This window comes from Roseovarius salinarum, from assembly GCF_002834145.1.
Lineage (GTDB): Bacteria > Pseudomonadota > Alphaproteobacteria > Rhodobacterales > Rhodobacteraceae > Roseovarius > Roseovarius salinarum.
The window spans coordinates 1-13,344 of record NZ_PHNT01000016.1 but is presented as its reverse complement, the minus strand read 5'-3'; the positions used below and the strand labels follow the sequence as shown (position 1 = coordinate 13,344).

Sequence of the window (13,344 nt, the reverse complement as noted above, 5' to 3'; positions counted from 1 at the left end):
GCGGTTTTTGGCGCGAATGAAAACGGCGAATTTGGCCGCGGTGCCCGGCCCGCGCCCCGGTCACCTGACGATCTCGACCAGCGTGTTCTCGCGCCCGTGGGCCAGGACCAGCTTGAACAGCCGCTCGGCGTGGTCGGGGTGCAGGCGCACGCAGCCCGCCGAGGCCGGGCGGCCCAGACGCTCGACCTCGGTCGTGCCGTGGATGGCGTAGTTGCCGTGAAAGAACATCGACCACGGCATCGGCGCGCCGTGGTAGATCGTGGAATAGTGCATCCGCTTCATCGTGCCGATCATGAACAGCCCCGTGGGCGTGACCTTGCCCGCGCGGGCCGTGGATACGGGCCAGCGGTGGCGCTCGCGCCCCTCGACGAAAACGGTCATTTCCTGCTCGGACAGGTCGATGCGCGCCAGAAGCGGCGCGGCCAGGGCCGGCGCCGCGAGCGCCAGGGCAACGACGAGCGCGAGCGCGCGGATCATGCCGTCATGTGCCGCGCCCGCGCCCCGCGTTCGATGGCGGCCGCGTGCAGGCGATCGATGGTCAGCTCGTGCCGGATCTCGGCCAGGAACCGCAGCTCCGTTTCCTGCAGCTTGCCGTCCGCCGCGGCCACGTCGCAGGCCAGGGCATAGGCCGTTTCGTGCAGCGTTTCCGGCAGGTTGTCGCGCAGCAGACCGAACAGCGCATCGAGGCCGTCCTCCTCGGCGAACAGGTCGAACACCATCTGCGACATGCTGTTGAGACGGTCCGTGTCGTAGTCGCCGAACACCGGCAGGTGATTGATCTGACCTTCGATCTTGACGAGTTCGGCCGTGAGGATGTTCTCATCGGAGGCGGATACCGCGATCATGACCGCAACGAGGCAATCCTGCGGTGTCAGCGGGTGCGGAATCTCGTCGGCCATGCGGTGTCCTTTCCAAGCGCCATGTTGCGGCGCAGAATATTGACTGTCCGTCACGCGGGCAATAGGAAGCCGCGGACCCGCGCGCAAGACACGCGCGGCCCCCAGCCCGGAGCCCTGACCGATGTCCGACCTGCGCGACGCCGCCCTCGCCTCGAAAGCCTGGCCTTTTGAAGAGGCGCGCCGCGTGCTCAAACGCTATGAAAAGGCCCCGCCGGAAAAGGGCTTCGTGCTGTTCGAAACCGGCTACGGCCCCTCGGGGCTGCCGCATATCGGCACCTTCGGCGAGGTGGCGCGCACCACCATGGTGCGCCACGCCTTCGAGGTCATCAGCGACATTCCCACCAAGCTGGTGTGTTTCTCCGACGACATGGACGGGCTGCGCAAGGTGCCCACCAACGTGCCGAACCGGGAGCGGATGGAGGAGGACCTGAACCTGCCGCTGACGCAGGTGCGTGACCCGTTCGGCACGCATGACAGCTTCGGCGCGCACAACAACGCGCGCCTTCGCGCCTTCCTCGACAGCTACGGGTTCGACTACGAATTCGCCTCGGCCACGGCCTATTACCAGTCGGGCCGCTTCGACGACATGCTCCTGGTGGCGCTGGAGCGGTTCGACAAGATCATGGAAATCATGCTGCCCACGCTGGGCGAGGAACGCCAGAAGACCTATTCCCCCTTCCTGCCCGTCAGCCCCAAGACAGGCCATGTCCTGCAGGTGCCGACGCTGGAGCGCAACGTGGCCAGGGGCACCATCGTATATGAAGAGCCCGACGGCGAACGCGTGGAAGTTCCCGTGACGGGGGGCAACGTGAAGATGCAATGGAAACCCGACTGGGCCCTGCGCTGGGCCGCGCTGGAGGTCGATTACGAGATGTCCGGCAAGGACCTGATCGACAGCGTGAAGGTGTCGTCCAGGATCTGCCGCGCGCTGGGCAAGCGCCCGCCGGAATCGCTGTCGTACGAGCTGTTCAACGACGAGCACAACCAGAAGATCTCGAAGTCCAAGGGCAACGGGCTGAGCATGGAGGAGTGGCTGACCTACGCCTCGCCCGAAAGCCTGTCCTACTTCATGTATCTCAAGCCGCGCACGGCCAAGCGGCTCTACTTCGACGTGATCCCCAAGGCGGTGGACGAATACCACCAGCAACTGCGCGCCTACCCCGGGCAGGACCTCAAGGCGCAGCTCAACAACCCCGCCTACCACATCCACTCGGGCGACGTGCCGGAAAGCAACCTGGTGGTGCCCTTCTCGATGCTGCTCAACCTCGCCAGCGTCGCGGCCGCGCACGACAAGGAAACGCTCTGGGGCTTCATCCGCCGCTACGCCCCCGGGGCCAGCCCCGAAACCCACCCCGACCTCGACGCCGCCGCCGGGCACGCGGTGAAGTACTACGAGGATTTCGTCGCGCCGGCGAAGGAATACCGCGCGCCCACCGAAGCGGAACGCGAGGCGCTGCAGGAACTGCGCGACAAGCTCGCCGCCTGGGACGGCCCCGCCGACCCCGAAGAGCTGCAAGCCCTTGTTTTCTCGGTCGGCCGCGACCGCTTCGACCCGCTGCGCGACTGGTTCAAGGCCCTCTACGAGGTGCTCCTGGGGGCAAGCCAGGGCCCCCGCTTCGGCGGCTTCATCGCGCTTTACGGCGTCGACGAAACCGTTAAGCTGATCGACGACGCGCTGGCCGGCAAGCTGGGTTGACCCCGATCAACGTCCGCCCGCAGGCCACCGGCTAGGCTGCGCGCACTACGGACCAGAGGGAGGGAGGCCCCGTGATTCGCGTATCCCTGACGGTGCTGGGTGTCGTCCTGGCGGCCTGCGCCACGACAGCCAGCATGCCCGAACCGCCCGAGGGCCGGGCGATCTACATGGAAAACTGCGTGCAGTGCCACGGCCCCGCCGGCAAGGGCGACGGCCCCTGGGCCGCGGCGATGGCGCCCGCGCCCTCCGATCTCACGCAACTCGGTGTGAACGGCGATTTTCCCAGGGCGCGGATCCTGAGCGTGATCGACGGCTACGACCGCACCGGCCTGCCGGGCAAGGAGATGCCGGAATTCGGCGCGCTGCTGAAGGGCGAGACGGTGCCGCTCGACGTGGGCGACGGGGTGCTCACCCCCACGCCGCGCCCGCTGGCGGCGCTGCTGGCCTATCTCGAAAGCATCCAGGAACCCTGAAAAATCAACGGCATATGCCCTCGGTCTCGGCGCCCGCCCAGGGCAGGCGCACCGCGCCGGGCCGCGGCAGCCGGCCAAGGGGGAAGGCGCCACGCAGCATGTCGGCCAGCCGCCTGGTGCGCGGCGCGTCCGGGTCCAGCGTGGCGCAGCAGACATATTCCTCCACGATGCCCGCCTGCTGCTCGTAACCGTAGTCGAGGAACGCGGCCTGCGTGTCGACATCGAACAGGTAGGGATCGTCGGCGCGGGTGTGCTCGCGCAGGGCGCGGATCGGCGAATAGCCCGTCACGTCCCGGTTCTGCCACTGCCAGACATGGGTGATCTCGTGCGCGAACAGCATCGCCGCGACAAGGTCCATCCGCTCCGGGTAACCGTCGAGGTAATCCTCGGCATACCAGTCGCGGTCGTAAAAGACCTTGTTGTGCAGGACGATGGCCGCGGGCGACACGGTGACGGTGCGGCCCTGCGGCTCCGGCAGGATGCGCTCGCGGCACGCCAGCCGGGGCCGTTTTTGCCGGGTGTAGGTGACCGACCCCACCGGCGCACCCTTGACGAAGCGCACGCGGTCGGTGTCCAGCGTCGCCCCGTGCAGGCGCGTGGCAAAGGCCGCCTCGGCCGGGGTCAGGGGGCGGCCACAGGCGGCGAGCAACAGGCAGGCGAGGATCACGGCACAGCGCATGCCGCGACGATACCAGCCCCGGCCCCGGGCGGGTAGACGCAAAAGACGCCCGCCCCGGCGTCGGCGGCGGGGCGCCCCGGGGTTAAACCGTTGGTTTCACGGAAAATCGGCGTTGCGGCACCGTGTCGGGACGATGTCGGTATCGCGTCGGTGCCCGCGGCGGCGTCGGGCGGGGTGAACGGGCCGGGCGGTGCCGGCAAGAGAGTGGCGGATGACGCCACTTACCCGGCCCCGCGCGAGCGAGAGTGTAGGTCCAGTAGCGCGCACGGCTATTCCCCAATAACGCGCAAACGCGCACTTACCGTCACCCCCCACAGACCGATCCAGCCGCGCGATGGCCGACGGGCGCGGGGGCGATCCGGCGGTGGGGATGGTCTGCTTTATGGTCGCCATGTCCGGACGAAGTTCGTGCCATGCGCCTGCGGTAGCCAAATCGCCGCCGCGTGGGGGCGCGTCGGCGATCGCGCGGCGGGCTTCGCCCTTGATTCCGCGCGGGGTAAGAGTGGTGAATTTGGGCAATGGCGGGCTGCAGCCCGCCCTACGGCGCGGTAATCCGGCCCAGCCTGGTCAGACGTCGAGCTCCTCAACAAACCTGGCGTTCTCCGAGATATACTGGAACCGCAATTCCGGCTTCTTGCCCATCAGCCGTTCCACCAGGTCGCCGGTCTCGCCCGGCTCGTCCTCGTCGATGGTCACCCGGATCAGCTTGCGGGTTCTCGGGTCCATCGTGGTTTCCTTCAGGTCCTTGGCGTCCATCTCGCCCAGGCCCTTGAAGCGGGCCACGTCGACCTTGCCCTTGCCGCCCAGGCCCTGCTGCACCGCCGCGTCCTTTTCGGCCTCGTCGAGGCAATAGACCCGCTTGGCCCCCTGCGTGACGCGGTAGAGCGGCGGGCAGGCGAGGTAGAGGTGGCCCGCGTCGATCATCGGGCGCATCTGCGTGAAGAAGAACGTCATCAGCAGCGAGGCGATGTGCGCCCCGTCCACGTCGGCATCGGTCATGATGATCACGCGGTCGTAGCGCAGGTCGTCGAGGCGAAAGCGCGTGCCCAGCCCGGTGCCCAGCGCCTGCGTGAGGTCGTTGATCTCCTGGTTCGAGCCCAGCTTGGAGGAGGCCGCGCCGAGGACGTTGAGGATCTTGCCCCGCAGCGGCAGCAGCGCCTGCGTCTTGCGGTCGCGCGCCAGCTTGGCCGAGCCGCCCGCCGAATCCCCCTCGACGATGAACAGCTCGGTGCCGTCGCGGCTCTGGTCGGTGCAGTCCACCAGCTTGCCGGGCAGGCGCAGCTTCTTGGTGGCGGACTTGCGCTGCGTCTCCTTCTCCTGCTTGCGGCGCTGGCGTTCCTCGGCCCTGAGCACGAGGAAATCGAGGATCGCGCCGGCCGCCTTCGGGTCGGTCGCCAGCCAGTTGTCGAAGTGGTCGCGCACGGCGTTCTCCACCAGCTTCGAGGCCTCGGCGGTGGCCAGCCTGTCCTTGGTCTGGCCCACGAACTCGGGCTCGCGGATGAAGCATGACACCAGCGCGCAGCCGCCCACCTGCAGGTCCTCGCGCGTGATCTGCGCGGCCTTGCGGTTGTTCGCCAGTTCGCCGTAGGCCTTGATGCCCTTCAGGATCGCCGCCCAGAAGCCCGCGACATGCGTGCCGCCCTCGGGCGTGGGCACGGTGTTGCAGTAGCTTTGCAGGAAGCCATCGCGCGCGGGCGTCCAGTTGATCGCCCATTCCACCTTGCCGGGGCTGCCGAAGCGTTCCTGGAAATCCACCGTGCCGGCGAAGGGCTGGGCGGCATAGGTCGTCGCCTCGCCCAGCGTCTCGCGCAGGTAGTCGGCCAGCCCGCCGGGGAAGTGGAAGGTGGCCTCGGCCGGGGTCTCGCCGTCGTCGACCTCGGATTTCCAGCGGATCTCGACGCCCGAGAACAGGTAGGCCTTCGAGCGGATCGACTGGAACAGCCGCGCCGGCTTGAAGCGGTTCTGGCCGAAGATCTCGGCGTCGGCGCGGAAGGTCACGGTGGTGCCGCGCCGGTTGGGGGCCTGCCCCACCTTCTGCACCGGGCCGAGCGGGATGCCGCGCGCGAAGCGCTGTTCGTGGAGCTCCTTGTTGCGGGCCACCTGCACCACCATCGATTCCGACAGCGCGTTGACCACGCTGGCGCCCACGCCGTGCAGGCCGCCCGATGTCTGGTAGGCCTTGCCCGAGAACTTGCCGCCCGAATGCAGGGTGCACAGGATCACCTCGAGCGCGGATTTCCCGGGGAACTTCGGGTGCGGGTCGATGGGGATGCCCCGGCCGTTGTCGCGGACGGTCACCGCGTGATCGGCGTGCAGCGTCACCTCGATCCGGCTGGCGTGGCCGGCGACGGCCTCGTCCATCGCGTTGTCGAGGACCTCGGCGACGAGGTGGTGCAGCGCCCGGTCATCGGTGCCGCCGATGTACATGCCGGGGCGCTTGCGCACGGGCTCCAGCCCCTCGAGCACCTCGATCTGGGTGGCGTCGTAGTCGCCGCTGTCAGGGTCGTGGCCGGAAAGAAGGTCGGTCATCGGCTGCTCACGTTGTTCTTGGTTGGCGCACAGTCTGTCAGGTTTGGCGGGGCAACGGAAGCCTTCGCCGCGCCCGCGGAGAGGTCAGGCCGCCGCCGCCAGGTGCCGCGCGCACCCGCGCAGCGCGGCGGCGTCGTCCGCGACCAGGGCGACGGGGATCTCGGCCACCAGCCCGGCATAGGGGCCCTTGGCGGTGAAGGCGGCCTCGAACCCCAGGGGCATCAGGTGGGGGGCCACGGCGCGCGCCGCGCCGCCGATCAGGTGGATGCCGCCCATCGGCAGATGCGCCAGCGCGAGGTCGCCCGCCACCCGGCCCAGCAGCTCCGCGAACAGCGCCAGCGCCCGCGTCGCGCGCGGGTCGGTCCCGGCGGCATGGGCGGCGACCACCGCGCGCGCGTCACACCCCTGCCCGCCCAGCCAGCGGTGGATGCGCGCCAGGCCCGGGCCCGACAACGCGGCGTCCACCGGGCGATGCGGGGCCTCCTGCGCAAGATGGTCTATCAGTTGGCCGAGCGCGCCGGTGCAGTGCGGCAGCCCGGCGTGCCCGGATTCCGCGGGCGGCACGAACAGCCCGGTGCCCAGCCGGTGCGCCACGGCCACGTTGCAGCTTGTCCCCAGCCCCAGCACCAGCCGGCGCGCGTCGTCGGCAACGCCCGCGCCCGGCCGAAGCACCGTCACCGCGCCCTCGGGCAGGTCATCCAGGGCGTGCGCCTGCGCCTGGAGATCATTGAGCAGCACGACCCGCCCGGCGCCGGTGGCCCGGGCCAGCGCGGCCGCCTCGATCCGCCAGTCGAGGTTGGTCATCTGCACCGCGTCGCCGCGCACCGGCCCGGCGACGCCCGCACAGATCGCCGCGGGCGGACCGGTCCCGACCGCCAGCAGGTAGTCCGCGATCATCTCCGCCAGCCCGCCATGCCCCGCGTTGGCGCGAACGACCTGGCTGCCCTCGACCAGCCGGCCGCCCCGGGCCAGCCCCAGCCGCGTGTGGGTGCCGCCCACGTCGGCGACGAGGGCCGGGGCCTGTGCCTCTGCCTCAGGCATCGCCGTCGCGCCAGCGGGCCATGGTCGCCCGCGCGGCCTGTGCCAGCATCAGCACGTCGATCCCGACGGCAAGGAACTGCGCGCCCCAGTCGCGGTACTGCCGGGCCAGGGCCTCGTCGCGCGCGAGTATGCCGGCCGCCTTGCCGGAGGCCGCGACCCGGCCCAGCGCATCCCGGATCGCCTGCTGCACCGGGGCGGCGGCGCTGTCGCCGCGGTATCCCATGTCGGCGGCCAGGTCCGACGGGCCGATGAATACCCCGTCAACGCCGTCGACCTGCAGGATGTCATCCAGCGCGGCGAGCCCCGCCCGCGTTTCCACCTGCACGACAAGGCAGACCTGGTCGTTGGCCGTCTCGGTGTAGTCGGCGATACCGGAGAACCGCGAGGCGCGCGCCAGCGCCGCCCCCGAGCCGCGGATGCCGTCGGGCGGGTAGCGCATGGCGCGGGCCAGATCGCGCGCCTGCGCCGCGCTTTCCACCATCGGGATCAGGAGTGTCTGCGCACCGATGTCGAGAACCTGCTTGATCGCCCAGGACTCGCCCATCGGCAAGCGGACCACCGGCTGGCTGTGGCACCCCTCCAGCACCTGGAGCTGGTGCATCACGGTGCGCAGGTCGTTGGGCGCGTGTTCGCCGTCGATCACCAGCCAGTCGAACCCGGCGGTGGTCAGGACCTCGGTCGCGTAAGGGTCGGCGAATCCCGCCCAGCAGCCGTAGAGCGTTCGCCCCCGTGCCAGCGCGGTCTTGAATCGGTTCTCGGGGGCGGGCATGGGCGTGATCCTTTCGCCGGGGTGCGTTGCCGCGCAGGATAGACCGCATCGCGCGGTGTTTGAATAGCCCGGCGCGGCGGTGTCCGGCCTTTACAACCGCGCCCCGAACGGCAACAGCTTGGTCATGACCGATCACGCCAAGGGCCTTCTGATCACGACGCTTGGCGTTCTCTTCGTGGTGCCGGATTCGCTTTTCATCCGGCTGATCGAGGCCGACGCCTTTACCATCACCTTCTGGCGGGGTGTCACCGCCGGCGGCGCGATCCTTGTGGGGCTGCTGCTGGTGCAGGGCACCCGCGGTTTCGCCGACGTCGCGCGCACCGGCTGGCACGGGGCGCTGTACACCGTGCTGCTGGGCGCCGCCGCGCCGGGTTTCGTGCTGGCGGTGACCTGGACGAGCGTGGCCAACGTGGTGTTCATCATCGCGGCCATGCCCGTTTTCGCAGCGATCTTCAGCCGGATCTTCCTGGGCGAGCCGATCAGCCGGCGCATCGTGCTGACGATGACGGGGGTGTTCGCCGGTCTCGGCCTGATCGCCTATGGCTCGGGCGAGACCGAGGGCGCCGCGCTGCGCGGCGACCTGGTGGCGCTGGCCGTCGCGGCGATCTTCGCCGGTGCGATGACGACGGCCCGGCGGCTGCGCGCGGTTTCGATGGTGCCCGCGGTGCCGCTGGCGATGCTGGGTGCCTCGCTGGCGGTCTGGCCGTTCGCAACGCCGGGCGCGGCGATGCCGGGCCAGTGGCCGCTGGTGCTGGGGCACGGGGCCTTCATCACGCTGGCCACCAGCCTGATGACGCTGGGCCCGCGCTACATCACCTCGGCCGAGGTGGCGCTGCTGATCCTGCTGGAATCGGTGCTGGCGCCGCTGCTGGTCTGGGCCGTGATCGGCGAGGACCCGGGACACTGGGCGCTGGCCGGCGGCGCCATCGTGATCGGCGCGCTTTTCGTGTCGAACCTGGTGGCGCTGCGCGCGCGGCGGCGGCTGCGCAATGCGCCCCAGCCGCGCGCCGGCCCGCCGGTGCCGTAGGGGGCGCTGCCCCCGTCGCCCTTCGGGCGACTCCCCCGGAGTATTTCGGGCAAGATGAAGGGCGCGCGGGCGCGGATGAGCGGTTTCAGAAGTCGGCCTCGACGCCGGGCAGGTCCAGCGCCTTGAGCAGCTCGCGCAACTCCTGCCGCGCGGCCACGTTGGAAATGTTGAGCTGCTTGACGCCCACGTCCTTGAGATCGAGCAGGGTCAGCCCCCGCGGGAAGAGTTCGCGGAAGATCACGCGTTCGCTGAACCCCGGCGCGGTGCGGAAGCCGATGCGCCTGGCCAGGTTCTGCAGGGCCTCGCCCACCTTCTTCTTGTTGACCATCTGCTGGGCGCCCAGGCGGTTGCGCACCACCACCCAGTCGATCGGTTGCAGGCCGGCCTGCGCGCGCAGCTGGCGGGCGTTCCAGACCATCTCGGAATAGATCGAGGGGCCGAGGATCTTCTCTCCGCTGGCATCCACCTGCGCCAGAAGGTCGAAGTCGACGAAGCTGTCGTTGAGCGGCGTGACCAATGTGTCGGCCAGCGAATGGGCCACCTGGCTGAGCCGCGTGTGCGAGCCCGGACAGTCGATGACGATGAAATCGCTGTCGGGTTCGAGCTCGGCCACCGCCGCCGACAGGCGCCGGTCATAGACGTTCTCGCCCGGCTTCAGCGTGGACTGGTCGACCTCGGGAAGCGCGTGGAAATAGGGGCTGGGCAGGTCGAGCCCCGATTTCTCGATGAACCGCTGGCGGTTCTCGATGTAGCGGCCCAGCGTCTTCTGCCGCAGGTCCAGGTCGAGCGCGCTGACCTTCCGCCCCAGCCGGGCAAGCGCGGTGGCGACGTGCATCGCGACGGTGGACTTGCCGGCCCCGCCCTTCTCGTTGCCGACGACGATGATATGCGCCATGGCCTCTTTCCCGTCCCACGTGTTGGCCCGTGACTACGTCGGCACAATATCCACCGCGGGACCGATTGCAAAGCGGAAGATATTGTTGCGACCGCCAGCGTGGCATGCGGGAAACGGGCAAAGGCAAGGCGCCGCCCCGCCGGGGCGGCGCCCGTGTCTCAAGCCGAGGCCCGGCTCAGAAGCCGAGGCCCTCGTATTTCTTCTTGAACTTCGACACGCGCCCGCCGGTGTCCATAAGCCGCGAGCTGCCGCCGGTCCAGGCCGGGTGCGAGCTGGGATCGATGTCGAGCGGCAGGGTGTCGCCCTCGGCGCCGTAGGTCGAGCGCATCTGCACGACGGTGCCGTCGGTCAGCTTGACGTCGATGACGTGGTAATCGGGGTGGATGTCTTTCTTCATCTCGCCGCTCCTCAGGCCGATGCGCCCTTGCGGGGCTTGTAGGTGTTGTCCTCGGCGATACGGGCCGCCTTGCCGCGCCGCGACCGCAGGTAGTAGAGCTTCGCGCGGCGCACCTTGCCGCGGCGGATCACGGTGATCTTGTCGATGTTGGTCGAGTAGAGCGGGAACACGCGTTCCACGCCCTCGCCGAACGAGATCTTGCGGACGGTGAAGGTGCCGCTGATGCCCTCGCCGTTCTTGCGGCTGATGCAGACGCCCTCGAAGTTCTGCACGCGCGAGCGGGTGCCCTCGGTCACCTTGTAGCCCACGCGCACGGTGTCGCCCGCCTTGAAATCGGGAATGTCCTTGCCGAGCTCGGCGATCTGCTCGGCTTCCAGTTGAGCGATCAGGTCCATCGCTTCTCTCCTAAACTGCTTGCGGTTTCACCCGCAAAGGTGTCGTGCGCCCCCAGAGCTCCTGGTCTTCGTCCGGGTCCCCACCCGGCCGTCCGGGTGAGCCCGCCAGAGATGCAGGTCGTCCTTGCTGTCGCGCCTTTCGGCCGGCCCGGGTGCCACGGCCGCGCCGGGGCGCGGCCTCCGCTGGAAGAAAACGGACCCGGCCTTCGCCGGCGCCGCCCGGAATGCGCGGCATAAAACAGATGCGCCCGCGGAATTCAAGACAAAACCGCCCGGCGCGCGGTGTCACCCGCCGGTTTCGTCCCGGCGCGCGAGGTAGGCGCGCCAGAGGTCCGGGCGGCGGGCGCGCGTCAGCGCCTCGGCGCGGTCCCGGCGCCACCGCGCGATCCGCGCGTGGTTGCCCGAAAGCAGCACCTCGGGGATGGGGCGGCCCTTCCACTCCGCCGGCCGGGTGTAGTGCGGATGCTCCAGCAACCCGGACGAGAAGCTTTCGTCCTCCGCCGAGGCCGCGTTGCCCAGCACGCCGGGGCGCAGGCGCACGATGGCGTCGATCATCGCCTGTGCCGCGATCTCGCCCCCGGTGAGGACGAAATCGCCCAGCGAGACCTCGCGGACGCCGTAATGCTCGATCACCCGTTCGTCGAGCCCCTCGAACCGACCGCAGACGAAGGTGGCGCCGGGACCCTGTGCCAGCTCCTGCGCCATTTCCTGGTCGAACGGGCGGCCGCGCGGGCTGGGGTAGAGTATCGGCCAGCCCTCCGGCACGCCGTCCTGCGCGGCCTCGATGGCCCGGCCGGTGACATCGGCGCGCAGCACCATGCCGGCGCCGCCGCCCGCCGGCGTGTCGTCCACGTTGCGGTGGCGCCCCGCGCCGAACCGCCGCAGGTCGATCGCCTCGAGCGCCCAGAGGCCCTGATCCAGCGCACGCCCCGTCAGGCTTTCGCCCAGCACGCCGGGGAAGGCGTCGGGGAACAGCGTGATGACCTTCGCCGTCCACGCCCCGGCCAGATCGGGGCGCGACGGCATCAGGTCGCGCGGCTGCGCGCGGGCCGCGATCGACTTGCGCCCGTGCGAGCGCGGTTTCCTGTCGGGGGTGTCCGTCATGGGCGCCCTATACCGCCGCGGCCCGCGGCGGGAAAGGGCAAAGGCCGGCGCGGCGCAATGGCCCCGGCGCCTATTCGAGCCCGTGGCGCGCGCGCCAGCGGCGCAGCATGCGGCGGCGTCGCACCAGCGCGTCCTGGTCGCTCATGTCGCTCCGGTTGACCGCCAGCATGCGCGCGCGCAGCTTGGGCCCGCCCTTGGTGTTGCGCCGCCGGGGAGGGGTCAGCCGCGCGCGGAGCGGACCGGGAAGATCGAGGAGGTCGAACACCGGGTCGAGCGGCCCCAGCGGGCCGGTCATGTCCTCGAGCGCGCGGTGCACAAGCGGACACGGGGCGACGGCACGCCGCATCGCCTCGGCCGCCGACCCGAGATCGGCGGCCCCGCGATGGCGTGCCTTGAAATCCGCCTCGTCGAGGCAAAGGCGATCACGCAGCAGAAGCTGCCAGTAGCAGCTTTTCAGCCAGCCGTGCCGGCGGGTGGTGACGAGGAACGACAGCGCCGCGCCCGTGCCGGCGACCTGCCGGACCACCGATGCCACGACGCCGGCGAGGTCGGGGGCCGCCGCGTAATCGGCCACGCCGCGGCGCCCGACGAGGTGGCCGGCGAGGTCCTCGCTGGTGATGAACAGCGGCCGGGGGTCCGACATGTCCTGCGCCTCGAGCAGGGCCGCGACCTCGTAGCCGAAGAACCCCAGGTCGGCGGGGTCGCGGGTTTCCGAATACGCCTTGGCGGCGCGGCAGACGCCCGGCATGTCCTCGCGCCCGATCACCTGAAGGTGCGGGGCAAGCAGCACGGGATTGTCGGCGAGGGCGTCCTGCAGGCTCGTCGTCCCGGTCTTGTGGAACCCCGGGTGAACGAGGATGCGCCGCGTCACGGAAACAGGCCCTCGGGCGGGTCGGCGACGATGCGCCCCGCGTCAAGGTCGACGGTGGGCACCGTCGTCTCGGTGAAGGGCAGCAGTACGGGCGTGGTGAGCCCGGCCCCGTGGATTTCCAGCAGGTCGCCGGCGCCGTGGTTGTGCACCGCGCGGACCCGGCCCAACCGGGCACCCCCGGTGTCGTGCACGTCCAGCCCGATCAGGTCGGCGTGGTAGAATTCGTCCTCGGGCAGCGCGGGCAGCCGATCGCGCGGGGCGTAAAGGCGCGTGCCGCGCAGCGCGTCGGCGGCGGTCTTGTCGCGCACGCCGTCCAGCCGCGCGGTCAGCGCCTTTGCCGCGTGGCCCGTCAGCGTGATCTCGAAGCGGCGCGTGCCGTCCTCGGTCTCGAGCGGACCGTAGGCGGCGATGTCCTCGGGGACGGCGGTGAAGCTTTTCAGCCGCACCTCGCCGCGCACGCCGTAGGCACCGGCCACCGCCCCCAGGCAGACGCGCTCCGGCCCGCCACTCACGCGCGCCCCCCGGGCGCCGGCCGCGCCGCGCGGCCGGCAGCGCCCGCCGGCGCGGCG

General features: G+C 70.3%; 15 protein-coding genes. 3 read left to right on the top strand and 12 right to left on the bottom strand.

Annotated elements, in window-relative coordinates; genetic code table 11:
* Positions 1-60: 60 nt before the first annotated feature.
* Positions 61-477 (bottom strand): L,D-transpeptidase, encoded by a 417-nt coding sequence (locus tag CEF10_RS13505; RefSeq protein WP_101068704.1) that lies wholly within the window; start codon positions 475-477, stop codon positions 61-63.
* Positions 474-899, bottom strand: coding sequence for a tellurite resistance TerB family protein (locus tag CEF10_RS13500; protein WP_101068703.1), 426 nt, complete (start codon positions 897-899; stop codon positions 474-476). The genes CEF10_RS13505 and CEF10_RS13500 overlap by 4 nt, the downstream gene beginning before the upstream one ends.
* 121 nt (positions 900-1,020) lie before the next feature.
* Between CEF10_RS13500 and CEF10_RS13495 the strand changes: the two genes are divergently transcribed.
* On the top strand, positions 1,021-2,595 hold the full coding sequence (locus CEF10_RS13495; RefSeq protein ID WP_101068702.1) for a lysine--tRNA ligase: 1,575 nt from the start codon (positions 1,021-1,023) through the stop codon (positions 2,593-2,595).
* A 134-nt stretch (positions 2,596-2,729) separates the two neighbouring features.
* The gene (locus tag CEF10_RS13490) at positions 2,730-3,068 is read left to right on the top strand and encodes a c-type cytochrome (protein ID WP_108723462.1); all 339 of its coding nucleotides are present in this window, start codon (positions 2,730-2,732) and stop codon (positions 3,066-3,068) included.
* A gap of 4 nt (positions 3,069-3,072) precedes the next feature.
* Here the strand turns inward: CEF10_RS13490 and CEF10_RS13485 are convergent, their stop codons facing one another.
* The 4 genes from CEF10_RS13485 to CEF10_RS13470 all read right to left on the bottom strand — a co-directional run bounded on the left by CEF10_RS13485 (position 3,073) and on the right by CEF10_RS13470 (position 8,086).
* Positions 3,073-3,747 (bottom strand): hypothetical protein, encoded by a 675-nt coding sequence (locus CEF10_RS13485; protein ID WP_101068701.1) that lies wholly within the window; start codon positions 3,745-3,747, stop codon positions 3,073-3,075.
* Positions 3,748-4,314: 567 nt separating this feature from the next.
* Positions 4,315-6,276 carry a DNA topoisomerase IV subunit B gene (gene parE / locus CEF10_RS13480; RefSeq protein ID WP_101068700.1) on the bottom strand — a complete coding sequence of 654 codons (1,962 nt, stop codon included), beginning with the start codon at positions 6,274-6,276 and terminating at the stop codon, positions 4,315-4,317.
* 84 nt (positions 6,277-6,360) lie between these two features.
* Positions 6,361-7,317 (bottom strand): glucokinase, encoded by a 957-nt coding sequence (locus CEF10_RS13475; RefSeq protein WP_101068699.1) that lies wholly within the window; start codon positions 7,315-7,317, stop codon positions 6,361-6,363.
* The gene (locus CEF10_RS13470) at positions 7,310-8,086 is read right to left on the bottom strand and encodes an aldolase/citrate lyase family protein (RefSeq protein ID WP_101068698.1); all 777 of its coding nucleotides are present in this window, start codon (positions 8,084-8,086) and stop codon (positions 7,310-7,312) included. Before CEF10_RS13470 ends, CEF10_RS13475 begins: the two co-directional genes overlap by 8 nt.
* Before the next feature lie 124 nt (positions 8,087-8,210).
* Between CEF10_RS13470 and CEF10_RS13465 the strand changes: the two genes are divergently transcribed.
* On the top strand, positions 8,211-9,113 hold the full coding sequence (locus tag CEF10_RS13465; protein WP_101068777.1) for a DMT family transporter: 903 nt from the start codon (positions 8,211-8,213) through the stop codon (positions 9,111-9,113).
* Positions 9,114-9,198: 85 nt separating this feature from the next.
* Here the strand turns inward: CEF10_RS13465 and CEF10_RS13460 are convergent, their stop codons facing one another.
* From CEF10_RS13460 to rimM, 6 genes are all read right to left on the bottom strand, one after another.
* Complete coding sequence (locus CEF10_RS13460) at positions 9,199-10,008, bottom strand: division plane positioning ATPase MipZ (RefSeq protein ID WP_101068697.1); 810 nt, start codon at positions 10,006-10,008, stop codon at positions 9,199-9,201.
* Between the two features lie 175 nt (positions 10,009-10,183).
* Positions 10,184-10,405, bottom strand: coding sequence for a 50S ribosomal protein L31 (gene rpmE, locus CEF10_RS13455; RefSeq protein WP_101068696.1), 222 nt, complete (start codon positions 10,403-10,405; stop codon positions 10,184-10,186).
* A gap of 11 nt (positions 10,406-10,416) precedes the next feature.
* On the bottom strand, positions 10,417-10,800 hold the full coding sequence (rplS, locus tag CEF10_RS13450; RefSeq protein WP_101068695.1) for a 50S ribosomal protein L19: 384 nt from the start codon (positions 10,798-10,800) through the stop codon (positions 10,417-10,419).
* A gap of 285 nt (positions 10,801-11,085) precedes the next feature.
* Positions 11,086-11,904 (bottom strand): tRNA (guanosine(37)-N1)-methyltransferase TrmD, encoded by an 819-nt coding sequence (trmD, locus tag CEF10_RS13445; protein ID WP_101068694.1) that lies wholly within the window; start codon positions 11,902-11,904, stop codon positions 11,086-11,088.
* A 70-nt stretch (positions 11,905-11,974) separates the two neighbouring features.
* Positions 11,975-12,775: a hypothetical protein gene (locus CEF10_RS13440; RefSeq protein WP_101068693.1), complete on the bottom strand. Its 801-nt coding sequence runs from the start codon at positions 12,773-12,775 to the stop codon at positions 11,975-11,977.
* On the bottom strand, positions 12,772-13,287 hold the full coding sequence (rimM, locus tag CEF10_RS13435) for a ribosome maturation factor RimM (protein WP_101068776.1): 516 nt from the start codon (positions 13,285-13,287) through the stop codon (positions 12,772-12,774). Before rimM ends, CEF10_RS13440 begins: the two co-directional genes overlap by 4 nt.
* Positions 13,288-13,344: the final 57 nt, after the last annotated feature.

Coding starts and splice junctions, on each gene's coding strand:
- CEF10_RS13505 (WP_101068704.1), bottom strand. CDS start 477: ATGATCCGCGCGCTCGCGCTCGTCGTTGCCCTGGCGCTCGCGGCGCCG.
- CEF10_RS13500 (WP_101068703.1), bottom strand. CDS start 899: ATGGCCGACGAGATTCCGCACCCGCTGACACCGCAGGATTGCCTCGTT.
- CEF10_RS13495 (WP_101068702.1), top strand. CDS start 1,021: ATGTCCGACCTGCGCGACGCCGCCCTCGCCTCGAAAGCCTGGCCTTTT.
- CEF10_RS13490 (WP_108723462.1), top strand. CDS start 2,730: ATGCCCGAACCGCCCGAGGGCCGGGCGATCTACATGGAAAACTGCGTG.
- CEF10_RS13485 (WP_101068701.1), bottom strand. CDS start 3,747: ATGCGCTGTGCCGTGATCCTCGCCTGCCTGTTGCTCGCCGCCTGTGGC.
- parE (WP_101068700.1), bottom strand. CDS start 6,276: ATGACCGACCTTCTTTCCGGCCACGACCCTGACAGCGGCGACTACGAC.
- CEF10_RS13475 (WP_101068699.1), bottom strand. CDS start 7,317: ATGCCTGAGGCAGAGGCACAGGCCCCGGCCCTCGTCGCCGACGTGGGC.
- CEF10_RS13470 (WP_101068698.1), bottom strand. CDS start 8,086: ATGCCCGCCCCCGAGAACCGATTCAAGACCGCGCTGGCACGGGGGCGA.
- CEF10_RS13465 (WP_101068777.1), top strand. CDS start 8,211: ATGACCGATCACGCCAAGGGCCTTCTGATCACGACGCTTGGCGTTCTC.
- CEF10_RS13460 (WP_101068697.1), bottom strand. CDS start 10,008: ATGGCGCATATCATCGTCGTCGGCAACGAGAAGGGCGGGGCCGGCAAG.
- rpmE (WP_101068696.1), bottom strand. CDS start 10,405: ATGAAGAAAGACATCCACCCCGATTACCACGTCATCGACGTCAAGCTG.
- rplS (WP_101068695.1), bottom strand. CDS start 10,800: ATGGACCTGATCGCTCAACTGGAAGCCGAGCAGATCGCCGAGCTCGGC.
- trmD (WP_101068694.1), bottom strand. CDS start 11,904: ATGACGGACACCCCCGACAGGAAACCGCGCTCGCACGGGCGCAAGTCG.